General features: G+C 58.9%; 17 protein-coding genes. 15 read left to right on the top strand and 2 right to left on the bottom strand.

Annotated features, from left to right (window positions below; all coding sequences use genetic code 11):
• Positions 1–36 precede the first annotated feature (36 nt).
• The 3 genes from IEX36_RS16660 (at position 37) to IEX36_RS16670 (ending at position 6,492) form a co-directional block, all read left to right on the top strand.
• Positions 37–3,450, top strand: a complete 3,414-nt coding sequence (locus tag IEX36_RS16660) for a TonB-dependent receptor (protein ID WP_188760714.1) — start codon at positions 37–39, stop codon at positions 3,448–3,450.
• Positions 3,451–3,538: 88 nt separating this feature from the next.
• Positions 3,539–4,723, top strand: coding sequence for a tetratricopeptide repeat protein (locus IEX36_RS16665; RefSeq protein ID WP_188760715.1), 1,185 nt, complete (start codon positions 3,539–3,541; stop codon positions 4,721–4,723).
• Positions 4,724–4,725: 2 nt separating this feature from the next.
• Positions 4,726–6,492 (top strand): CRTAC1 family protein, encoded by a 1,767-nt coding sequence (locus IEX36_RS16670; protein WP_308422330.1) that lies wholly within the window; start codon positions 4,726–4,728, stop codon positions 6,490–6,492.
• A 9-nt stretch (positions 6,493–6,501) separates the two neighbouring features.
• Here IEX36_RS16670 and IEX36_RS16675 read toward each other — a convergent pair whose 3' ends face one another.
• Complete coding sequence (locus IEX36_RS16675; protein WP_229669085.1) at positions 6,502–7,563, bottom strand: LacI family DNA-binding transcriptional regulator; 1,062 nt, start codon at positions 7,561–7,563, stop codon at positions 6,502–6,504.
• A gap of 330 nt (positions 7,564–7,893) precedes the next feature.
• On the opposite strand from IEX36_RS16675, the gene bglX reads away from it, so the two are divergent.
• The 8 genes from bglX (at position 7,894) to IEX36_RS16715 (ending at position 19,710) form a co-directional block, all read left to right on the top strand.
• A complete protein-coding gene (bglX, locus tag IEX36_RS16680) occupies positions 7,894–10,206 on the top strand; it encodes a beta-glucosidase BglX (protein WP_188760716.1) in 2,313 nt (770 codons plus the stop codon).
• Positions 10,207–10,388: 182 nt separating this feature from the next.
• On the top strand, positions 10,389–11,612 hold the full coding sequence (locus tag IEX36_RS16685) for a glycoside hydrolase family 5 protein (protein WP_188760717.1): 1,224 nt from the start codon (positions 10,389–10,391) through the stop codon (positions 11,610–11,612).
• Between the two features lie 111 nt (positions 11,613–11,723).
• Positions 11,724–13,124, top strand: coding sequence for a glycoside hydrolase family 30 protein (locus IEX36_RS16690; RefSeq protein WP_188760718.1), 1,401 nt, complete (start codon positions 11,724–11,726; stop codon positions 13,122–13,124).
• Positions 13,125–13,138: 14 nt separating this feature from the next.
• On the top strand, positions 13,139–16,135 hold the full coding sequence (locus tag IEX36_RS16695; RefSeq protein WP_188760719.1) for a glycosyl hydrolase family 28-related protein: 2,997 nt from the start codon (positions 13,139–13,141) through the stop codon (positions 16,133–16,135).
• A 121-nt stretch (positions 16,136–16,256) separates the two neighbouring features.
• A complete protein-coding gene (gene rfbB / locus IEX36_RS16700; RefSeq protein ID WP_229669086.1) occupies positions 16,257–17,372 on the top strand; it encodes a dTDP-glucose 4,6-dehydratase in 1,116 nt (371 codons plus the stop codon).
• The gene (gene rfbA, locus IEX36_RS16705) at positions 17,369–18,244 is read left to right on the top strand and encodes a glucose-1-phosphate thymidylyltransferase RfbA (RefSeq protein WP_188760721.1); all 876 of its coding nucleotides are present in this window, start codon (positions 17,369–17,371) and stop codon (positions 18,242–18,244) included. Before rfbB ends, rfbA begins: the two co-directional genes overlap by 4 nt.
• Entirely contained in the window at positions 18,245–19,156 is a 912-nt protein-coding gene (gene rfbD, locus IEX36_RS16710) for a dTDP-4-dehydrorhamnose reductase (protein ID WP_188760722.1), read from the top strand.
• Positions 19,153–19,710 (top strand): D-glycero-alpha-D-manno-heptose-1,7-bisphosphate 7-phosphatase, encoded by a 558-nt coding sequence (locus tag IEX36_RS16715; RefSeq protein WP_188760723.1) that lies wholly within the window; start codon positions 19,153–19,155, stop codon positions 19,708–19,710. Before rfbD ends, IEX36_RS16715 begins: the two co-directional genes overlap by 4 nt.
• Before the next feature lie 47 nt (positions 19,711–19,757).
• Here IEX36_RS16715 and rfbC read toward each other — a convergent pair whose 3' ends face one another.
• Positions 19,758–20,597: a dTDP-4-dehydrorhamnose 3,5-epimerase gene (gene rfbC, locus IEX36_RS16720; RefSeq protein WP_308422331.1), complete on the bottom strand. Its 840-nt coding sequence runs from the start codon at positions 20,595–20,597 to the stop codon at positions 19,758–19,760.
• 114 nt (positions 20,598–20,711) lie between these two features.
• On the opposite strand from rfbC, the gene IEX36_RS16725 reads away from it, so the two are divergent.
• From IEX36_RS16725 to gatA, 4 genes are read left to right on the top strand one after another with little or no spacing between them, the layout of a single operon-like run.
• On the top strand, positions 20,712–21,449 hold the full coding sequence (locus IEX36_RS16725; protein WP_229669087.1) for a sugar transferase: 738 nt from the start codon (positions 20,712–20,714) through the stop codon (positions 21,447–21,449).
• A gap of 56 nt (positions 21,450–21,505) precedes the next feature.
• Positions 21,506–21,832, top strand: a complete 327-nt coding sequence (locus IEX36_RS16730; protein ID WP_229669088.1) for a DciA family protein — start codon at positions 21,506–21,508, stop codon at positions 21,830–21,832.
• The gene (gatC, locus tag IEX36_RS16735; RefSeq protein WP_188760724.1) at positions 21,829–22,155 is read left to right on the top strand and encodes an Asp-tRNA(Asn)/Glu-tRNA(Gln) amidotransferase subunit GatC; all 327 of its coding nucleotides are present in this window, start codon (positions 21,829–21,831) and stop codon (positions 22,153–22,155) included. The genes IEX36_RS16730 and gatC overlap by 4 nt, the downstream gene beginning before the upstream one ends.
• Positions 22,156–22,166: 11 nt before the next feature.
• On the top strand, positions 22,167–23,609 hold the full coding sequence (gene gatA / locus IEX36_RS16740) for an Asp-tRNA(Asn)/Glu-tRNA(Gln) amidotransferase subunit GatA (RefSeq protein ID WP_188760765.1): 1,443 nt from the start codon (positions 22,167–22,169) through the stop codon (positions 23,607–23,609).
• Positions 23,610–23,681: the final 72 nt, after the last annotated feature.

The following is a 23,681-nucleotide window of genomic DNA, read 5'->3' on the forward strand; positions in this document are numbered from 1 at the left end:
AGATGGCTAGCAGTAACATTCGCGGCTGTGCTGTGGATGAGTTGCGCTGGAGCGGGATTTGCGCAGAGTACGAACGCAGGCGACATCAGCGGCACGGTAACCGATACGACCGGCGCTGCAATACCCGGAGCGACTGTAACCGTTCTGAATGTCAACACGGGTGTATCCAAGGACTATGTGACAAATGGTGCGGGCGTGTACGACACGTCCTCCATCGTTGCGGGAACTTACAAGATCACCTTCTCGATGACCGGGTTTACAAAACTGGTAAGGTCTTCGATCACGGTCGTCGTCGGCAACACGACGGTCAATGCTCAGCTTGCGACCGGTGCTGTAACGCAGGAGGTCGTGGTCAATACAGACGTTCCTCTGTTGAAGACCGAGAACGGCGAGCAAACCACTACTCTTAATGCCGAGACTTTGTCGCAGCTTCCGCAGGTAGGACAGGATTGGTCTAGCTTCGATATCCTGTTACCAGGTGCTGCTGGCGCTCCAATGGGTGCGCAAGGGTCCCTGGGCACGGGTACTTCCAATGGCACGATGCTTGCGGTGAACGGCAATCTTCCGTTCAGCACGGTACTCGCGGACGGTGCTGAAACGACATTGCCGGCGAGCGCGAACTCCGACATTTATACCCAGGAGACGATTCAGGAAGTCCAGATCAGCGCCTCCGCCTTTTCCGCGCAGTATGGTGTCGGCGGCATCATGTTCAATCAGATCAGCAAAGGTGGCTCCGATCAGTTCCATGGCTCGGCGTATGACTATTTTCAAAATGATGCGCTCAATGCTATAAACCATGGCTTCTTAAATGGTGCCGGATCAAAATCGGTGCTTCGGTATAACAATTTTGGCGGTTCCATCGGCGGGCCGATCCTCAAGCAGAAGCTATTTTTCTACTTCAATTACGACAAGACGATCCAGCATGGCGGCGCGTCAGCGGGGTATTATTCGGTTCCCACTGCCGCTTTCCTGGGTGGCGACTTTACGGGTGCGAACACGATTTACGATCCGGCCACGACCGTACTTACACAAGCGACCGGAACACGCCCTTTCCCGCCTGATACTTCAAAGACCCAAACCTGCCCTTGCTATGACAGGGTGTCGTTTGCTACGGAATATGGTAACGGCAACAAGATTCCAGCGAACCGGATTGATCCCGTTGCAAAGACAATTCAGGCTAACTTCCCGAAGGCCAACGCCCCGGGCGGAACGGCGGCAAACGGCGTAATTCCAGGCAACTACACTTACACTTCACCTTCTACGACCAGGTTTATCAAGTACTTTGGCCGCCTTGACTACCAGATCACGCCGAACAATCGGCTCACTGTTACTGAGAGTGAGGGGGACAACCCTGGTGTAAACCTTGGCGCGGGTATCTGCCCCATTGGTTGCCAGACCAACGATGTGAGCAAAAACAATGCTCAGATTTCAGACGTGTGGAGCATCGGCGCGCGCCTGACCAACGAACTGAGGCTAGGTTATACCAATCAGCTTAACTTCTTCGAACCTTACACGCTCGGCCAGGGATGGCCAGCCAAGCTGGGATGGCAGTTTGCCAAATCTGACAACTTCCCGGACATCCAGATTAATGGGTTCAACCAGGGTTGCAATGGAAGCACGGTACTGTGCTCTCAGTCCAACTCCGTCTATAAAGAACACGCCTTCGATCCGTCTGATGTAGTTACTCTCGTTACCGGAAAGCACATTCTGCACTTTGGCGGCGAGTTCCTGATCTACGAGAATAACTCTACGGCATGGGGTAACCTGAACGCGGGGCAGATGACCTATACCGGGGTTTACACCACGTCCACGCAGGGTGATAGCTCGACTGGTTCCGGTTATGCTGACTTCCTGCTTGGTCAAACACAACAGTGGCAAGCAAACGAAACCCCGGAATTCGGTGCCCGTTTGAAACTGCCGCAGATATTCGTCCAGGACGACTATAAGGTGCGTCCGAACCTGACGCTGAATCTCGGCTTGCGTTACCAGATTCAGACTGGCTGGAGCGAAGTCAAGGGCAATATGGCGTCGTTCGATCCGACCTTGCAGAACACCGCGTCCGGTACGTTGGGCGCCATGTGGTATGGGTCGACAAAAGCAGGCGGTCGTTCTCGCGCCCAAAGCAGCGTCTACAATACGTTCCTGCCGCGTGTCGGTTTCGCATGGCTTATGGATCCGAATACAACGGTACGAGGCGGATTCGGGCTTTATGCCTATAACTGGAGCAACGATACCTACAACGGCGGGGTCATGGGAGCGGCCTTTGGGTCAAAGGGCAACGTTACCGATAGTACCAATGGCATTACACCGGTTGTCGTGCTCGGCGGAACTGGATCGAACCTTCCCTATGTAGGAGCTTCAACAGACCCAACCGCCTATAACGGATCCAATGTAAGCTACGCCGCGTATCATCAACCTGTAGGCGGCTCCTATCAGTGGAACATTCAGGTGCAACGGCAACTGAATAACAACATAGTGGGGTCGCTGGCTTATGTGGCCAGTCACGGACACAATTTGCCCTGGCCCGTGGACATGAATCAGGTTCCTGAGGGCAAGCTCGCGCCAAATGATCAGCAGTCCCGGCCTTATCCGCAGTATGGAACCATTGCTGTTTCTGGCTCGATACCAAACTTGAACGCTATTTCGAACTACAACTCATTGCAGGCCACGATTCAGCAGCGGCTGAGCCATGGGCTTAACTTCAATTTCAGTTACGTCTGGTCCCACTTCCTGGACGATATCGACTCGGCAGGATGGGGAAGCCATTCCGGCACCACAAACTATCAGAACGCTTTCAATCCGTCTGCAAACTACGGTAATTCCAACTTCGATGTAAGGAACGCGTTCAAAGGGAACATTCTCTATCAGTTGCCTTTCGGCCGCGGCAGGCAGTTCCTGAACAGCAATGCATTTCTCGATACGGTCATCGGTGGATGGCAGCTTTCCGATACGCTTGTGATGCAGAGCGGTCAGCCGTTTACTGCGACCATGAGCGGTGCAGACGGTTCCTATTCGCTGGCTGGAAGCAATTACAACTGGTACCCCAATGTGGTCGGGAATCCGAAACTTTCGGGCCGCGGTATCAATCAATGGTTCAATGAGACTGCCTTTGCAGTGCCGACTGCAGGAACTTTCGGTAACGAACGGCGGAATCAGTTGACCGGACCAGGCCTTGTAACGACAAACCTGTCCTTGAGCAAGACGTTTGCAATCTGGGAGCAGGTTCGTCTGCAAGTACGCGCTGATGCCGACAACGCATTCAATCATCCCAGCTATGGGCTGCCTGCTAACGGAATATCGGTATGTCCGACGGCACCTGCAAAGCCCGGCGATCAGCCGCCCGCTGGTTGCTCGGCTTTCAATGGCGCAATTCAGACCGGTACATCTTCGATCTCCGGTTTGACTGTGCCAGCCCGTACGATGCAGGTGAGTGCGCGGCTCTCGTTCTGATACACTCCAACGGGATGGCGGGGTACGCTCCGCCATCCCATTGCTTTTTAATTTGATTCGGTCTCTTGTGGGGCCAGATGGTTGTTGCATGAAGTTGTTTTGTCTTCTCTTATTGTTTGGCTTGAGCGGCTCGGCCCTGATGGCGCAATCGGCTGGCGGCTCCACGGCCGGGCAGGTTGCGGCGCATGAGCGGCGGGCCCATGAGTTGCTCAGCGAGAAGAAGCCTGCGCTGGCGGCAAAAGAGTTTGCGTCTGTTGTTGCGCTTGATCCGAGCGATATCGATGCACAGGGAAACCTGGGCGTGTTGCTGTTTTTTGAAGGCAACTATGCTGACGCGGAGCCGCATTTGAAGGCGACGGTCGAAGCGCAGCCTAGCCTCGTGAAGATTCAAGCATTGCTCGGCATGTGTGAGCGGCATCTGGGGAAGATGGATCAGGCAAAGGCTGATCTTGCTGCGGCAGTGCCTTTGCTGAAAGAGCCTGGGGTTCAGGTGCAGGCTGGGTTGGAGCTGGTTGAGATTTATACGGCTGAGCATGACCTGGTGAAGGCTTCCGGCGTGATTGAGACGCTACGGAAGAGCTCGCCGACGGACCCGCGTGTGCTTTATCCGGCGTATCGGATTTATACGGACCTTGCAGGCGAGGCGTTGCTGGATTTGTCGGTGGCTGCTCCTGATTCGGGGCAGATGCATCAGGCTATCGCACATGAATTGGCGCGCGCACGTGATACGAATGGCGCGATTGCCAGCTTCCGCAAGGCGATTGCGGCGGATCCAAAGCTGCCGGGAATTCATTTTGAGCTGGCCGAAGCTCTCCATAGCTCTGATGATCCGAAGATCAAGGCTCAGGCAGAGGCCGAGTACAGGCTTGCAGTCGCGCAGAGCAGCACCGACGAAAAAGCGCTGGCGCGGTTGGGCGATGTTGTTGCCGAGCGGAACGATTTGAAGGATGCGGAGGCATATTACAAGCGAGCTCTGGCGCTGCTGCCGGGCGATGCCGATGCGTTGATTGGACTGGCTCATGTTTATTCGGAGCAGGGGAATGATGCGACGGCGCTTCCGCTTTTGCAGCAGGTGATTGCGGCTGATCCATCGAATGTTCTGGCGCACTTTCGGCTGGCGGCGGTCTATCGTAAGCTGCATAAACCTGAAGATGCGAAACGCGAGCTCGCGGAATATCAGAAGTACAGAGACCTAAAGGCGAAGCTCGCGGTCGTCTACAAAGATATGCGGATTGAGAGTCCTGAGGGTCCGCAGGATGATGCGGTGAAGTAGAGATGGCGCGTGCGGTACATCGGGGTCTTGGCTGGTTGATGCGGTTCGGCTGTGCGGCTATTTTGTTTTCAGCGGTAATGCGAGCGCAGGCTGCTCACTCGACTGCTCCTGAGCATGTGCCGCAATTGGTGGATATTACGGCTTCGACTGGAATTCACTTTGAGCATCTGGCAAGCCCTGACCAGAAGTACATTGTTGAGTCGATGAGCGGCGGCGTGGCGCTGATTGACTATGACGGCGATGGCTGGCCGGACATCTACTTCACCAATGCTCCGAGTGTCTCGATGGCGCTGGCGGGCAAGAAAGCTCGTGGTGCGCTGTACCACAACAACCACGATGGTACGTTCACCGACGTGACCGATAAAGCTGGCGTTGGGTATCCGTGCTGGGCGATGGGCGTGGCTGTCGGCGACTTCAATAATGATGGGCGTCCGGACCTGATTGTGAGCTGCTTTGGCGGCGTGGTGCTTTATCGCAACAACGGCGACGGTACGTTTACCGATGTGACAAAGGCCGCAGGGCTCGATAAAGACACGGGCTGGGCGACTGGCGTCTCGTTTGGTGATTACGACGGCGATGGCATTCCGGATCTTTTCGTGCCGCACTATGTGGATCTCGATCTGCACGATCTGCCGAAGTTTGGCTCGTTGAAGACGTGCCAGTACCACGGCGTCGCGGTGCAGTGTGGGCCGCGCGGGTTGAAGGGGTCTCCGGACGCGCTCTATCGGAACAATGGCGACGGCACGTTTACCGAGGTAGCGAAACAGGCGGGTGTGGATGACCCGAACCACTTCTTCGGGCTGGGGTCGGTTTGGACTGACTTCGACAACGACGGCAAGCTGGACCTGTTTGTCGCCAACGATGGCGAGCCGAACTATCTCTACCACAACGAGGGGAACGGCCACTTCAAGGAGATGGCGCTCGATGCGGGCGTGGCGATGAGCGAGGACGGTGTCGAGCAGGCGAACATGGGGCTTGCTGTCGGCGATTACATGAACACTGGCCGCATGAGCATCGCGGTGACGCACTTCAGCGACGAATACGCCGCGCTCTATCGCAACGACGGCAACCTGAGCTTCACGGATGTGTCGCGGATGGCGGGGATTGCGATGCCGAGCTCGCCGTATGTGGGGTGGGGGGATGCGTTTCTCGATCTCGACAACTCGGGGTGGCTGGATCTGATGCTGGTGAATGGGCATGTCTATCCGCAGGTGGATGATGCGAAGCTGGGGATTGCGTACAAGGAGCCGAAGCTGGTCTTCCAGAACCGGCGCGACGGCACGTTTCGGAACGTGAGCGCGGAGAGTGGGCCGGCGGTGCGGGAGCCGCAGGTGAGCCGCGGGTTGGCGGTGGGCGACCTCTTCAACACGGGCAGGCTGGATGTGGTGGTCGAGAACCTGACGGGTGGGCCGATGATTCTGGAGGCGAAGAGCAATCCGGCGCACCACTGGGTGAGCTTCCAGTTGGAGGGTAGTCCGAAGAACCGGTTGGCGCTGAATGCGCGGGTTCGGGTGACGACGGGCAAGCTGACTCAGCTGGGCGAGGTGCGGAGCGGCGGGAGTTATCTTTCGCAGAGCGACGTGCGGCTGCACTTCGGGCTGGGGGATGCGGCGCGGATCGACAGGGTGGAGGTGCTGTGGCCGAACGGGCCGCCGCAGGTCTTCGAGAACGTCGCCGGAGACCGCTTCTACCACCTGACGGAGGGTGGGAAGCTGGAGCCTGAGGCGATTGCCGGGCGGGTCGATACGCATCCATCGCCGCAGCGGTAACGGGCCGTTCTACTTGGACAGTTTGTGTTTCTTGGGTGGCGTACGGGGTGGGGCGGTGGATTCGCGGACTACTAGTTCGGGTTCGACGTGGATGAGGTCGGGGGTTTGTTCGCCGGAGAGTTTTTTGAGGAGCATCTGCGCGGCGGTGGCGCCCATCTTGCGTAGCGGCTGGCGGATCGTGGAGAGGCTGGGCACCTGGTAGGCCGAGGACTGGATGTCGTCGAAGCCGAGGATGGAGACGTCGGAGGGGACGTGCAGGCCGGCTTCGTGCAGGGCGCGGATGCTGCCCATCGCGGAGACGTCGTTGAAGCAGCAGACGGCGGTGAAGGGGCGGCGGGTCTGGATGAGCTTGCGGATGCCGGGGTAGCTGATTTCGGGTGAGGTGGAGTCGACGGAGAGATGGACGACGAGGTCTTCGTGGACCTCGATGCCGAACTCCTGTGCGGCCTTGAGGGTGGCGGCCCAGCGGGAGTCGGAGTCGGAGCTGAAGGGCTGGCCCTGGATGAAGGCGATCTGGCGGTGGCCGAGTTTGTGGAGGTGGCCGAGGGCGAGGTGGGCGGCGCGCTCGTGGTCGAGGACGACGTTGGTGATGTTGGGCAGCTCGGTGTGGCCGGCGACGAGGACGGTGGGCAGGGGGAGTGGGGTGTAGAGGTGGGTGTCGATGGCGAGGATGCCGTCGACGCCGCGGGTGCGGAGGAGATCGGGGTAGGCGGAGATGAGGTCCTTTTTGTGCTGGTGGTGGACGGTGAAGTAGAAGTACTCCTCGCGCATGAGGTAGTCGCCGAGGCCGGAGAGGACTTGTGAGTGGTAGCCTTCGCCGAGGATGGGGACGAGGACGCCGATGGTCTTCATGCGCTTGCCCTGGAGGGTGCGGGCGATCATGCTGGGCTGGTAGTTGAACTTGGCGGCGGCGGCGCGGACGCGGGCGCGGGTGGACTCTGGGATGGAGCGGCCGGGGGTGTTGTTGAGGACGAAGGAGATGGTGGAGGGGCTGAGCCCGAGGTACTCGGCCAGCATCTTGAGGCTGGCGTGGCGGCCGGTTTGGTGGGGCGACGAGACTGGTTTCGGCATTGGCTGGAGTCAGCTTCGAGGGCTCGCGAGAGTGGGGCTCTTCGTTTACAAAGCATATCAATAACTGCTTTGGCGCCGGGAGCTTTTTGTGTTGAGATGCTGGAGGTGATGGAAGGACAGGCAACGGGAGGATTTCTGTAGACAAAAGACAAACGTTTGTCTACACTTTGTTTCGCAGTGAACAAGAAGGATTCTGCGCTGCCGCGGAGCGACGCAGAATATTTCGGAGACGCTTAGGCCGCGAGAGCTTGCCCGGGCGGTCAGATTCCACTTCGTAGAAATTAATCTGTGCGGAACGGCCCAGGCCGCTCCATCAGGATGGAGCTTTCGATGTCGTTTGATTCTTTGTTGCGCGGTTGGCTGAGGCCGTTTGCAGTGTGCGGGCTGACGCTTGCGTTGGTGGGTGGATTTGCTCCGGCCCCTTTGCTGGCCGCGGCGCCTGTGTATGAGAAGACTCCTGCGGGGGCGAAGGCGGAACGGTTCGTCGATGACCTGCTGGGCAAGATGACGCTGGAGGAGAAGCTGGGGCAGATGAGCCAGATTCCTCTGAACCAGAAGGAAGACGTTACGCCGGACGAGCGGATTCTGAAGGGGCAGGTGGGGTCGTTTCTGTTCGTCACGGACGCGAAGGAGATTGACCGGTTGCAGCACCTGGCGGTGGAGCGCGGGCCGCATCATATTCCGCTGATTTTTGGGTTCGATGTGATTCATGGGTTCAGGACGATCTATCCGGTGCCGCTGGCGCTGGCGGCTTCGTGGGACCCGTCGGTGGCGGAGAATGCGGAGAGCATGGCCGCGCGTGAGGCGAGTGCTGTGGGCGTGAGGTGGACGTTTGCGCCGATGGTGGATATTGCGCGCGATCCGCGCTGGGGGCGGATTATGGAGGGAGCGGGCGAGGACCCGTATCTTGGCTCGCAGATGGCTGCGGCGGAGGTGCGCGGATTTCAAGGGCCGGAGATTGGTTCGGCGGATCACATACTGGCTTGCGTGAAGCACTTTGCCGGTTATGGCGCGGCGGCGGGCGGGCGCGACTATGACTCGTCGGATATCTCGGACAATGAGCTGTGGAATGTGTATCTGCCGCCGTTTGAGGCCGCGGTGAATGCGGGCGCGGGGTCGGTGATGTCGGCGTATATGGATTTGAATGGGGTGCCGGCGACGGGGAATACGTTTCTGCTGCGCGATGTGCTGCGGGACAAGTGGAAGTTTGATGGGTTTGTGGTGAGTGACTGGGATTCGGTGTTCAACCTGACGACGCATGGGTTTGCTTCGGGACCGGAGGATGCGGCGGTGCGCGCGGTGAATGCGGGCGTGGACATGGAGATGACCAGCCATGTGATGCGTGACAATCTGGCCGATGCGGTGAAGAAGGGATTGGTGAAGGAGTCCACGATTGACGCGGCGGTGCGACAGATTCTGCTGATGAAGTACAGGCTCGGGCTGTTCGCGCATCCTTATGTTGATCTGGCGCGGGTGAGCGCGGTAGAGGAGTCGGCGGAAGAGCGTGATGGCGCGAAGGCTGCTGCGGAGAAGACTGCGGTGCTGTTGCGCGATGAGGGCGGGCTGCTGCCGCTGAAGAGCGTGAAGTCGATTGCCGTGATCGGGCCGCTGGCGGACTCGAAGGCCGACACGATGGGCTCGTGGAGCCTGGCTGGAGATAAAGACGCGACCGTGACGGTGCTCGACGGGATCCGCAGGCGATTTGGCGCGACGGCGGCGATCACTTCGACGAAAGGTGTGGAGATCGAGCGCGGGCAGCCTTCGATCTTTGATTCGCAGTTCTGGAGCCCTGATCCGGTACTGAAGACGGCGGCTGCGCGGGAGGCGGAGTTCAACCATGCGATCGATCTGGTGAAGCAGGCGGATGTTTCGGTGCTGGTGTTGGGCGAGGCGCAGAATATGAGCGGCGAGCGGGCGTCGCGGCTGTCGCTGAAGCTGCCGGGCGAGCAGGAGCGGCTTCTGGAAGCTGCGGTGGCGACGGGTAAGCCGGTGGTGCTGGTGCTGCTGAATGCTCGTCCGCTGAACATTACGTGGGCTTCGGAACATGTGCCAGCGATTCTGGAGGCGTGGTATCCGGGGACCGAGGGCGGCGATGCGATTGCCGCGTTGCTGGCGGGAGATGCGAACCCCGGCGGCAAGCTGCCGGTGACGTGGCCGCGCAGTGTAGGGCAGGTGCCGATCTACTACGCGCACTACCTGACGCAGATTCCGCATGACCGCGACACGATGTACTGGGACGGGTCGAGCGCGCCGCTGTATCCGTTTGGCTATGGGTTGAGCTACACGACGTTTGCGCTGAGCAATCTGCGGGTGAGTGCGCCTGATGTGAAGTCGGGTGGGGCGCTGACGGTTTCGGTGGATGTGAAGAATACCGGCGCGGCTGCCGGCGATGAGGTGATTCAGCTTTATACACATCAGCGCGCGGGGTCGGCGTCGCGTCCGGTGCGTGAGCTGAAAGGCTTTCGGCGTGTGAGTTTCCAGCCGGGAGAAGAGAAGACGGTGACGCTGACGCTTGATACGAAGGAGCTGGGCTTCTGGAGCGCGGCGACGCACAGGTGGGCGATTGAGCCGGGGAAGTTTGACCTGTGGGTTGGGACGGACTCGAATGCGAAGGAGCACGCGGAATTTACAGTGTTGCCGTAGAACGTTTTGTGATTGCATCGTTGTTCTTTGAAACGAGGATTTGTGCCGGTACTGGCAAAATGCGGGGGTTCTTCGCTTCGCTCAGAATGACCGTTGGCTGGCAGACCGCTGGTTGGTGATAGGGATAGCAATAAGAAATGCCGTGGTGATTTACGACTTGCCTTTGGAGAGGAGTTGGACCGATGTCGTTCCGCCGTCTGGTTGGTTTCGCCGTTCTGCTTGCTTGCCTGGTGCCGCTGAACCTGTATGCGCAGTACGCGCACACGCAGGGGAAAGAGATTGTGGATGGGCACGGCAAGCCATTCCTGATTCATGGCACGAACCTGGGGAACTGGTTTTTGCCTGAGGGGTATATGTGGCTGTTCGATGGAGGGCCGCAGGCCCCGCGCGAGATTCGGGACCTGGTGGAGGAGTTGATCGGGCCGGACAAGGCGGAGACATTCTGGAAGCAATACCGCGAGAACTACATTACGGCGGCGGACATTCACCTGATCCACGAGGCGGGTTTGAATACGATTCGCGTGCCGCTCGACTATAAGTACTTCGAGACCGATCCTTCGGAGGGGTTCACGTTGCTGGACAACGTGGTGAAGTGGAGCCATGACGAGGGACTGTATGTGATTCTCGATATGCACGCCGCTCCGGGGCATCAGAATGGCGCGAACATTGATGATGGCTATGGTTATCCGTGGCTGTATGACAGCCCGATGGAGCAGGCGCATCTTGTGGCGGTGTGGCAGCGGATTGCGCGGCACTATCGCAACAATCCGACCGTGATGGGATACGACTTGCTGAATGAGCCGATTCCTACCTATCCAGGTTTGGCGCAGAGCTTCAATGCGAAGCTGGAGCCGGTCTATAAGAAAGTGACTGCGGCGGTGCGGCAGGTGGACAGGCACCACATTATTTTCCTCGGCGGCGCGCAGTGGGATGGGAACTTCTCGGTCTTCGGGCCGCCGTTTGATTCGAATACGGCGTACACCTTTCACCAGTACTGGATGACTCCGGACCAGAAGGCCGTGCAGAAGTATGTTGATTTCCGCGACAAGTACAACGTGCCGGTGTGGCTGGGTGAGTCGGGCGAGAACACGGACGATTGGATCGCGAAGTATCGCGCGGTGCTGGACGCGAACCACATCGGGTGGACCTTCTGGCCTTACAAGAAGATGGAGAAGACTTCGGCGATGGTGTCGTATGCGCCGCCTGCGGGCTGGGACCAGATTGTGGCGTTTGCCAAGTTGCCGCGCGATATGGGGCATACCGAGGATCGCGTGAAGGCGCGGCCTCCGCAGGATGTGATCGACCGCGCGTTTGATGGGCTGCTCCAGAACATTCAACTGCACAACTGCCATGTGAATGCCGGCTATCTGGATGCGTTGGGTGCGAAGCAGGTGGCGCTTCCGTAGGGCTATCGTGCGTTTGCTCTGAAGCAAAGATCGGTGCCGCTCAGAACAAAATGCGGGGGTTCTTCGCTTCGCTCAGAATGACTGCAAAGGGTTAGGTGAATGGAGGAGAGGATGACTTACAAGCTGACAGGCTCGTTGTTACTGGCTGCGATGATTGCGGCTCCGGTGTCTTTGGTTGCGCAGAAGAATGTTTCGGTGTGGGTGACGGACCGGAATCAGTCCGAGCTGCTTCAGTTGCAGACGACGCATCCTGAGCTTTCGAAGGCCGCCGCGGCTGCGGGGCTGGTGATTGATGTGAATGGGAAGCAGACGTTCCAGACGATCGATGGCTTCGGGTTTGCGCTGACCGGCGGCAGCGCCGAGCTGATGATGAAGATGAGTGCGGAGAAGCGCGCGGCGCTGATTCAGGAGCTGTTTGGCACGGGTGGCGACGACATTGGTGTGAGCTATCTGCGGGTGAGTGTGGGGTCGTCGGATATGAACGACCATGCTTTTTCTTACGACGATCTGCCTGCGGGTGAGACCGATCCCAAGATTGAAAAGTTCAGCTTCGGTCCGGATGAGACCACGGTGATTCCTGTGCTGCAGGAGGTATTGAAGGTCAATCCGAAGATTAAGATTCTGGCTTCGCCGTGGTCTGCGCCTGCGTGGATGAAGACGACGGACAAGCCGAAGGCAGGCGTTCTGCTGCCGCAGTATTTCGGCTCGTACGCGACTTACTTTGTGAAGTACATCGAGGGTATGAAGGCAGCAGGCATCGATATCGACACGCTGACTGTGCAGAACGAGCCGTTGAACGAGAAGAACACGCCCAGCATGGTGATGCTCGCGCCGGAGCAGGCGGACTTCATCGCCAACTATCTTGGGCCTGCGTTCGAGAAGGCCGGTATCAAAACCAAGATTGTTCTGTATGACCACAACCTGGACCACCCGGCATATCCGCTCTCGATTCTGAAGGACCCGGCGGCGAACAAGTATATAGATGGCACGGGATTTCATTTGTACGGCGGCAAGATTGATGCAATGACCGAAGTCCACAATGCCTTCCCCAACAAGAACCTCTACTTCACCGAGCAGTCGATTACGGACCCGAGCGGGAAGGAGCCGGTTGCGAAGCCGGAGGCGTGGGTGGTGATTGGTGCGACGCGGAACTGGAGCAGGAATGTGCTGCTGTGGAACCTGGCCGCCGATTCGCAGGATGGTCCGCACACGAATGATGGAGGATGCACGGAGTGCCAGGGAGCACTGACGATTGACGGCGACAATGTGAAGCTCAATCTGGCTTATTACGTGATTGCGCAGGTGTCGAAATTTGTTCCGGCAGGTTCGGTGCGGATTGGGTCGAACGATCTGGAGCAGTTGCCGAATGTCGCGTTCAGGACGCCAGATGGAAAGAAGGCTCTGGTTGTGGCCAACACGAGCGGCGCGGACCAGAGCTTCAGTGTGCGTGATGGTGGCCGTGAATTCAGTGCTTCGCTGGGAGCTGGAGCGGTGGCTACTTACATCTGGTAACGCGGGAGAACGGCATGAGGCTGAAGCTTGGAGTGTGTTTGTTGGCGGGAGCGATTGCAGGATGTGCAATTGCTCCCGCGTGGGGAGCGTCTTACTACACGCTTCGGCCTAATGATGTGAAGGCTGTCTATGTGGCTCCGGGCACGGACGGCGTGCATGGCGACGGCGTTGGTGACGACAGCGCGGCGCTGCAGCAGGCTATCGACAAGGTGCAGGAGACGACGGAGCAGGGCATCGTCTTTATTGCTGCGGGGCGGTATCGCATCAGCAGGACGATCTTTGTGTGGCCGGGGATTCGGCTGATTGGCTATGGCGCGGAGAGGCCGGTCTTTGTGCTGGGCAAAGATACGCCCGGCTATCAGGCTGGCATGGGCTACATGGTGATGTTTACGGGCGGGCGTCCGCGTGTGGGTGCTGCGCGGTTTCGGCGGCGGCCGGCTGCGTCGCTGCCGGGGATTGTGCCGCCGAACGCGAATATTCCGGATGCGAATCCGGGGACGTTCTATTCGGCGATGAGCAATATTGATTTCGATATTGAGGATGGGAATCCTGCGGCAGTGGGGATTCGTTTTCATGTGGCGCAGCATTGTTATCTGGCGCACATGGACTTTCATATCGGGTCGGGGCTGGCGGCGTTGCACGATGTCGGCAATGAAGCTGAGGACTTGCACTTTTACGGTGGCCAGTATGGCATCATGACGCGCAAGCCTTCGCCGGGGTGGCAGTTTACGTTGCTGGATTCGAGCTTCGAGGGGCAGAGCCAGGCGGCGATCAAGGAGCATGAGGCTGGGTTGACGCTGGTGCGCGACGAGTTCCGGCATGTGCCTTCGGCGATTGCGATTGATGCGGGTTATGCGGACGAGCTTTGGGTGAAGGATGCGAGGTTTGAGGAGATTTCGGGGCCTGCGGTTGTGATCAGCAATGAGAACAACAATCGGACGGAGATCAATCTCGAAGACATTGTGTGCAGACATGTACCGGAGTTTGCCAGCTTCCGAGATAGCGGCAACAAAGTGGACGGCAAGGGCGAGATGTATCGGGTTGCGGCGTTCACGCATGGGTTGACCTTTGCCGGGATCGGATCGACGCCGGTGATTAAGACGACGTTTGACACGGCTGCGCTGAGTGCGCTTCCTACTCCGGTGGCTTCGGATATTCCGCATCTTCCGGCGCAGGATACGTGGGTGAATCTGAAGGACCTCGGCGCGAAGGGCGATGGTGTGACGGATGATACGGCTGCGATTCAGCGGGCGGTTGCGGAGCACCGAACGATTTATGTTCCATCTGGGCACTATATTGTGACCGACACGATTCGGCTGAAGCCGGATACGGTGCTGATTGGGTTGAGCCCGACGACGACGCAGTTTGATCTGCCGGATTCGACGCCGGGATTTCAGGGGCCGGGAGCACCGAAGCCTCTGCTGGAGGCGCCTCAGGGCGGGACGAATATTGTGACCGGCATTGGGCTATATACGAACGGCATCAACAGCCGCGCGGTGGCGGCGAAGTGGATGGCGGGCACGAACTCGCTGATGGACGATGTGCGTTTTCTGGGCGGGCATGGAACGAACTATCCGGGCGTTTCGTGGGACACGATCTACAACAACACGCACACGGCGGATGCTGACATTCGGCGCAAATGGGACAGCCAGTATCCGAGCCTGTGGATTACGAATGGCGGGGGAGGCACGTTTGCGGATATCTGGACGCCGAGCACGTTTGCGCAGGCCGGGTTGTATATCTCGAACACCTCGACGAGCGGGCGGATTTATGAGCTCTCGTGTGAGCATCATGTTCGCAATGAGGTGGAGTTGAACAATGTTTCGAACTGGCAGATCTATGCGCTGCAGACGGAGGAGGAGCGCGGCGAGAGCGGGTTTGCGCTGCCGCTGTCGATTCGCAATTCGAGCAATGTGACGGTGGCGAACTATCACAGCTATCGCGTAGTGAGCAGTTATCAGCCGGGGTTGCGCGCGATTGAGGTGTCGAACTCGAAGGATATTCGGCTGCGCAATATTCATGTGTATGGCGACAACAAGGTTTCGTTTGATAACTCGGTTGTGATTCATCGTCCGGCGGATGTGCTGGTGAGGCATCGTGAGTTTGCTTCGCTGACGATTGATACCGACGCAATGATTTCGCAGAAGCCGGTGACGCATTCTGTGCTGGCTGCGGGCGCGAAGGTGGAGAAGTTGCGCGATGGCTTCTTCAATATCTCGGGCGCGGCGGTGAACAAGGCGGGGCAGCTTTATTTTGTGGACGCGCACTGGCAGCGGATCTATCGGTGGTCGCCGGAGACGAAGATGCTCTCGCTGGTGCGGGATGCGCCGCTTTCGCCGGTGCAGTTGGTGTTCGACAAAGCCGGCGATCTGATGGTGGTTTCGTATGACGGCGATGGCACGGTGTACAGCTTCAATCCTGATGCGAAGGATGATTCGATTTCGCTGCTGAAGCCGCAGTCTGCGCAGGCGCGGCCCGGGATGACGGCGGTGCTGCCCGACAACTACTGGCGGAATGAGAATGATTTTGTGAAGGCGGTGCCTGTGCCGAGGCCGTACCAGTATGTCTCGCCGGATGGGACGACGTTTATTCCTGCAGGTGAGGATTTTGTGAAGGGCGAACTTTACTACGGCACGAAGATGGCGGATGTGCTGCGTGCGTTTGGGCTGGTGCGTGCGGTGCCGGGCAAACCGTTCTATGTGAGCGATGAGTCGGAGCAGAAGACCTACGCGGCGAAGGTTGCGCCGGACGGCACGTTGACTGATATCAGGCTGTTTGCCGAGCAGGGCGGCGAGAGCGTGGCGCAGGATGCGGCGGGGAATGTTTATATTGCTGCGGGCGAGATCTATGTCTACAACCCGGCAGGGCGGCTAATCGATACCATCGATGTGCCGGACAGGCCGATTGATCTGGTCTTCGGCGGTAAAGACGACAGGACGTTGTTTATTCTGGCGCGCGGGGCGCTGTATTCGGTGCGGACGAAGGTGGGTGGGATGAACGGCGTTCAGTGAGAGCCTCGGGTTCCAGATCGAGAACCGAGGGCGCAGATTGGATTTACGGTAGTCGCGCTTGCCAATAGACTGTATCTGATGCGGTCCTGCTGTGTAGGGCCGGAAAGATAGAGAGATGGCAGTGAGTGATAAGACTTTAAGCGGCGGTGCCGCGCCTGTTCTGGTAACGGGCGGGGCTGGATTTATCGGCTCTAATTTTGTACTGGACTGGCTTGGTTCAGGCTGCGGGCCGGTGATCAATCTGGACAAGCTGACCTACGCGGGCAATCTGGAGAATCTGGCTTCGGTCGAGGCGCGCGCGGACTACACGTTTGTGCATGGTGATATCCGCGACCGTGCTTTAGTGGACAGGCTTTTGCGCGAGCATAGACCACGTGCTGTGGTCCACTTTGCGGCGGAGAGCCATGTGGACCGCTCGATAGCCGGGCCGGAGGCGTTTCTGCGCACGAACATCGATGGCACATTTGCGATGCTGGAGGCTGCACGGGAGTACTACGGAACGCTGACGGGCGAGGAGCGCGAGAGGTTTCGCTTTCTGCATGTCTCGACCGATGAGGTTTACGGAACGCTGGCGCCGGACGATCCTGCGTTTCATGAGGACACGCCGTATGCGCCGAACAGTCCTTATGCTGCGTCGAAGGCGGCGTCGGACCATCTGGTGAGGGCGTGGGTGCACACGTATGGGCTGCCTGCGCTGATTACGAACTGCTCGAACAACTATGGGCCGTATCAGTTTCCGGAGAAGCTGATTCCACTGATGATTGCGAATGCGCTGAAGGGCAAGGCTCTGCCTGTGTATGGAGATGGTCAGCAGGTGCGCGACTGGCTTTATGTGGTGGACCACTGCCGCGCGCTGCGTGCGGTGTTGGAGCTTGGACGTGTGGGCGAGACGTACAACGTCGGCGGCGGGAACCAGCGGAGCAATCTTGACGTGGTGAAGACGCTGTGCGCGTTGCTCGATGAGCTTGCGCCGGGGTCGAAGTTTGCTCCGCACTTCGGGCTGGTGCAGTTCGTGACGGACCGTCCGGGACATGATCGCCGTTATGCGATCGATGCGCGCAAGCTCGAAGGCGAGCTTGGCTGGCGCGCGGAGGAGAGCTTTGAGACCGGGCTGCGCAAGACGGTGGAGTGGTATCTCGGGAACGCGGCGTGGGTGGAGCATGTGACGAGTGGAGCGTATCAGCAGTGGGTTGCCGAGAACTATGCGGGACGTGCGGCTGCGGAGGCTTCGCGATGAAGGGAATTATTCTGGCTGGTGGTTCGGGGACGCGGCTGCATCCGGCGACGCGGGCGGTGTCGAAGCAACTGCTGCCGGTGTATGACAAGCCGATGATCTACTATCCGCTGTCGGTGCTGATGCTGGCGGGGATTCGGGAGATCCTGATCATCTCGACGCCGGAGGACACGCCGCGCTTCAGCCAACTGATGGGTTCGGGAGAGCAGTGGGGGATTCGGCTGGAGTATGCGGTGCAGCCTTCGCCGGATGGGTTGGCGCAGGCGTTTCTGATTGGCAGGGAGTTTCTGGCAGGCGATGGGTGCTGCCTGGTGCTGGGCGACAACATCTTCTATGGCCACGATCTTGCTCCAATGCTGCGCGAGGCTGCGGCGGGGCGGGCAGGAGCGACGGTGTTTGCTTATCCTGTGCTCGATCCGGAGCGGTATGGTGTGGTGGAGTTCGACGCGGAGAAGCGTGCGATTTCGATTGAAGAGAAGCCCGCGAAGCCGAAGTCGCGCTATGCGGTCACGGGGCTTTATTTCTACGACAACCAGGTGGTGAGTGTGGCGGAGGGGTTGAAGCCTTCGCCGCGCGGCGAGTTGGAAATTACGGATGTAAACCGCTGGTATCTGGAGCTGGGGCAGTTGCGGGCGCAGTTGCTGGGGCGCGGTATGGCGTGGCTTGATACTGGCACGCATGACTCGCTGCTGGAGGCTTCGACGTTTATCCAGACCATCGAGAAACGGCAGGGGCTGAAGGTCTCGTGCCCTGAGGAGATTGCATACCGGCTTGGTTACATCGACGCTGGGCAGTTGCGGGCGATGGCGGAAAAGATTCAGAAGAATGGCTACGGGCAGTATCTGCTGCGGCTGCTGGAAGAGACGGTGTTTTAGATGGCGGCTGCGGCGCCCGAGGCGAAGATACTGCTGACTGGTTCGACGGGGCAGGTAGGCGGCGAACTGCTTCCGCGGCTTTCAAAGTTCGGCGAGGTGGTTGCGCCGGGGCGCGATGCGATGGATCTGGCGAATGTGGCTTCGGTGCGCGAGGTGATTCGCGCGGTGCGTCCGCGGTGGATTGTGAATCCGGCTGCTTATACTGCGGTGGACAAGGCGGAGAGTGAACCGGAACTGGCCTATGCGATCAATCGTGATGCTGTGCGCGTGATGGGTGAAGAGGCGCGGGCGATTGGCGCGGGCGTGATTCATTTTTCGACCGACTATGTTTTTGATGGTGCGGGCGATCGGCCTTATGTTGAGACGGATGCTACGAATCCGGTGAGTGTGTATGGAGCGAGTAAGCTGGCGGGCGAGCGGGCGTTGGCAGAGAGCGGCGCGGGGCACCTGATCTTTCGCACGAGTTGGGTGTATGGTGCGCGGGGGAAGAATTTTCTGCTGACGATTCTGCGGCTGGCGCGTGAGCGTGAGGTGGTGCGCGTGGTTGCTGATCAGCACGGTGCGCCGACGTGGAGCCGCGATCTTGCCGTGATGACGGCGCACGCGATGTCTCAGTGCGAGGCCATTGGTGATGTCGCTGATGTGTTGGTGCAGCTCGGCGGGGTTTATCACACGACATCTTCGGGCGAGACGACATGGCATGGATTTGCTACGGAGGCGGTACGGCTTGTCCGTGAGCGCGAGCCTGAAGTGAAGCTTGCAGACCTCGAGGCCATTACGACGGCGGAGTATCCTACCCCGGCGCGACGGCCGGCCAACTCGCGGATGAATACAAGCAAGCTTGCGTCATGCTTTGGCTGGAGGATGGCGGACTGGCGCGAGTCGCTCAGGAAAGTGGTGGCGGAGCTATGAGCGGGCGTGCGCTGTTTCTCGATCGTGATGGCGTGGTGAACGTGGAGGTGGGGTATCTGCACCGCGTCGAAGACGTGCGGTTTGTCGATGGCATCTTTTCGCTTTGCCGCACGGCCCGGAGGCTGGGTTACCGGTTGATTGTTGTGACGAATCAGGCTGGGATTGCGCGTGGCTATTACACCGAAGAGGACTTTGAGCGGTTGATGGCGTGGATGCGCGAGGCGCTTCGCGCAGAGGACGTGGAGTTGGATGCGGTCTACTATTGCCCGTTTCACCCGGAGCATGGCATTGGCAGATACAAGCGCGAGCACGAGGACCGCAAGCCTGGGACTGGGATGCTGCTGCGCGGCGCGAGCGAGCTGGGCGTCTCGCTGGAGGAGTCGGTGCTGGTGGGCGACCGATGCAGTGACATTGCGGCAGCCAATGCGGCTGGACTGCGGCAGGCGTTCTTCGTGCGGGGCACGGAGACGGCTGAGTGTGCAGGGAGTTGCATCGAGGTGGACTCGCTGGCCGAGGTGGAACGGTGGTTGATGCAGGAGCCTGTCGGCAAGTAGGCAGTGATTTGCATAGAAGCCTTCAGGCGAAATGTGCTGGAGTGGTTTTACTCTGCCGGGGGAAGCTCGGCTGTAGCGAAGGAAGAGCCTTGCGCATCTTTGGTGCTGACGATGAGCGCGCTTCCATGGAGAGCATCGAGCGGCCAGCCGATGTTGAGCGTGGGGTCGTTCCAGAGGATGGTGCGTTCGCCTTCCGGATAATAAGGATTCGTGGTTTTGTAGAGGACTTCAGCAGATTCAGACAACACAAGGAAGCCGTGGGCGAAGCCTTCGGGAATCCAAAGCATCTGTAGCTCGCCGGTGGAGGTCAGTGGTTTGAGGTGAAAGCCGGCCCATTTGCCGAAATCGGGAGAGTTTGGCCGGAGATCGACGGCGACGTCCCAGATGTGACCGGAGAGAACGCGCACGAGCTTGCCCTGGGGCTTTACTAATTGGTAATGAAGGCCTCGGAGAACCCCTTGGGAGGAATAGGATTGATTGTCCTGAATGAAGCCGGAGGGTAGTCCGATGGCAGCAAAAGTTGACTGGTTGAATACTTCTGTAAACCAGCCGCGACTATCTTTGTAAATTTGGGGTTGAACCAGTTTAACTTGGGATAGCGGGGTATCGAGGAGTCGCATTTGGGCAGTGTATCGCGATTGAACTTCCATGAAAGTTGTACTTGGAATGACTTCAAATCGGGACAAAATGAAGATAATTTTGTGATTTGGCACAGTTGGCCGAAGAAGTAATTTAGTAGACTGAAGAAACTGTAGTACGCGACTGGATTTTCTTCCCAGGTTGTCGATGAACTTATAGGAGCCGGCCCAAGCGAGAGGCAGGCGTGTTGAGCAGAGAAGGTTACGCAGTACAAGACGGAAGAAAAGCAAGACGCGGCGTTCCGGCATGGAACGGGTACGAATACATCACACCGCGAAAGTTGAGTGAGCAGGTTTAACCGGTATGGCCGGCGTGACGCTGAATAAAGCGCACGTATAGCCATACAGACACGGATTTAGATCGTGACGGAATACCAATCTCCCCAGTCGCCAATAGCGACTATTGACGATTCCTACTCATACGCTCCGGCAGTGAGCCATACCGCCGGGCGCGTGCAGAGTGCGTCCGACAAGCCGGCGGAGCTTTTCCGGTACCGCGTTCTGAAGCGGTTCCTTGATGTTGCCCTGGTGATTACATTCTCTCCACTTATCCTGCTGCTGGTCGCCGTGGTGGCCATGCTGGTGAAGATGAGCTCGGAGGGCCCGGTGTTTTATTCGCACCGGCGGATTGGCAGGGGCGGCACGTTCTTCTCGATGTGGAAGTTCCGCACGATGTGCGTGGACTCGGCGGGGCTGCTTGAGAAGTATCTGGAGCAGAATCCCGACGCTCGGACAGAGTGGAACAAGACGCATAAGTTGCGCAATGACCCACGTGTGACAAAGATTGGTGCGTTTTTGCGTAGATACAGCCTGGATGAAGTGCCGCAGCTCTGGAATGTGTTTCGGGGCCAGATGAGCCTGGTGGGGCCGAGGCCGATCGTCGCAGCCGAGGTGGAGAAGTACGGCGATTGTTTTGAGTGCTATCGCAGGGTGGTTCCGGGCTTGACGGGGATGTGGCAGGTCTCTGGGCGGAGCGAGCTCACCTATGGCGAGCGCGTGGCCCTGGACTGCAAGTACGTCGGGGACTGGTCGCTACGCAGGGACATGCTGATTCTGATGAAGACCTTCTCCTCGGTTGTAAACCAGGACGGAGCCTTCTGATCGCGGCGTAATCGTTCACAATAAGGTATGGTTTGTGTGCCGGCATGCTGAGTTGCATGCCGGACGCGTTTGTGGCCTGCATGGAGCGACCGATGGAAGGTATTCGCGAGGTGTTGCGCAGCTCGCTGGGTCGGAGCCTTGAGGCGCTCAGCGAGGTGGACAGGCTGACAGCAGCCTGGATTGTGGCTAGCGGAAAGATGATGGCCGAGCGAGGGGTGGTCCTGGGCTATGCAGACGGAGTCTTGCGGCTGGGGGCTGTGGATGACGCGTGGATGCGTGAGATGATGAATATGAAGGAGCGGCTTGCAGTCGAGTTGACGCGGCTGGCGGGGGTTCCGGTGAAAGAGATTCGCGTTGAAATCACGAGGAAGAACAGGCGATGAGTGAACTGTCCGGCGTGACGCTGGAAGAAGTGCGGCGGGTCGCGGAGTTGGCAAATCTTGAGCTGACAGCGGAAGAAGAGCCGCGCATGCAGCGGGATTTGAGCGCGATTCTGGGATATATCGCACAGTTGAATGAGTTGAATACAAGCGGTGTCGAGCCGATGGCCCAGGTGAGCGAGATGCTTGGGGCGGGTCCGGATGCTGCCGGCGCTGCGCTGCGCGTGGACACCGTGCGGCCATGTCTGGATCGCGCCGCGGTGATGGCTGCCGCACCGGAGACGGACGGGCGGTTCTTCAAGGTCCCGAAGGTGATTGAAAGGTGAGTTCAGAGGCGGTGGAGATCAGGAACCTGACGATTGAAGGCGCGCGTGGAGCGGTTGCCGCAGGCAAGGTGACGGCAACGGCGCTGGCTGAGGTGCACTACGCGCGGATTGCAGCCGAGGATGGCGCGATCAATAGCTATCTGGCGTTGAGCCGCGAGCGCGCTCTTGCGCAGGCGGAGAAGATTGACCAGATGGTAGCTAAGGGTGAGCCGCTGCCTGTGCTGGCTGGAGTTCCAGTGGGCATCAAGGATGTATTGACCATGCAGGGGGCGCCGGCGACTGCTGGGTCGCTGATTTTGAAGGGTTACAGGCCGCCTTACGATGCGACGGCGGTGAAGCGGCTGGAAGCTGCGGGTGCCGTGCTGCTGGGCAAGCTGAACTGCGATGAATTTGCCATGGGAAGCTCGAATGAGAATTCAGCCTATGGCAGTGTGAAGAATCCGCGCGCGCTGGACCGCGTGCCGGGAGGCTCAAGTGGCGGCAGTGCTGCGGCAGTGGCGGCTGACTTTGCAGTGGCGACGCTGGGCACGGATACGGGCGGTTCGATTCGCCAGCCTGCGGCTTTTTGCGGAGTGGTGGGCGTGCTGCCAACGTATGGGCGTGTCAGCCGGTATGGACTGATTGCGTTCGCCTCGTCGCTGGACCGCGTGGGGCCTTTTGCGAAGAATGTGCGGGATGCTGCTGCTTTGTTGCAGGTGCTGGCCGGACATGACGAGATGGATGCCACCTCGTCGGACCGTCCTGTGGCGGACTATGCAGCTGAGCTGCAAAAGCCGGTTGAGGGCCTGCGCGTTGGCGTTCCTGAGGAGTACTTTGGCGAAGGGCTGGACCCGGAGATTCGAGCGGCGATTGAAGGTGTGCTGGCTGGGTTGAAGGCTGCAGGGTGCGTGATCAAGCCGGTGAGTCTGCCGCACACGAAATACGCGGTGCCGACCTACTACGTGATTGCGACGGCGGAGGCATCGTCGAACCTTTCACGGTTCGACGGCGTGCGCTATGGCCTGCGTGACGCGGAGGCGAAGACGCTTGCAGCGATGTTCCGCAAGACGCGCGATGCCGGCTTTGGAGCCGAGGTGAAGCGCCGTATTCTACTGGGGACCTATGCGCTCTCTGCCGGATACTACGACGCCTACTATCGCAAGGCGCAGCAGGTACGGGCGTTGCTGACGAAGGATTTTCTTGCGGCTTTCCATGATGTTGACGTGCTGGTTGCACCGGTCACACCTACGCCTGCGTTCAAGCTGGGCGAGAAGACCGATGACCCGGTGAAGATGTACCTGGAGGACATCTATTCCGTAGCGGCCAGCCTGGCAGGTATCTGCGGTATCAGCGTGCCATGTGGTGAAACTAAGGTTGGGTTGCCGATCGGGGTACAGGTGATGGGACGCCACTTTGACGAAGCGACCATGTTGCGTGTGGCGCAGGCAGTGGAGACGGGTCAGGGTAAGGCTTGAGTTGAGGGCGGCCTTTGCCGCACTTTGAGTTAACGAAGCGGGCAATAGCATCTCATCGCGTTCTCTTATGGA

Source organism: Edaphobacter acidisoli, assembly GCF_014642855.1.
In the GTDB taxonomy this organism is placed as follows: Bacteria; Acidobacteriota; Terriglobia; order Terriglobales; family Acidobacteriaceae; genus Edaphobacter; species Edaphobacter acidisoli.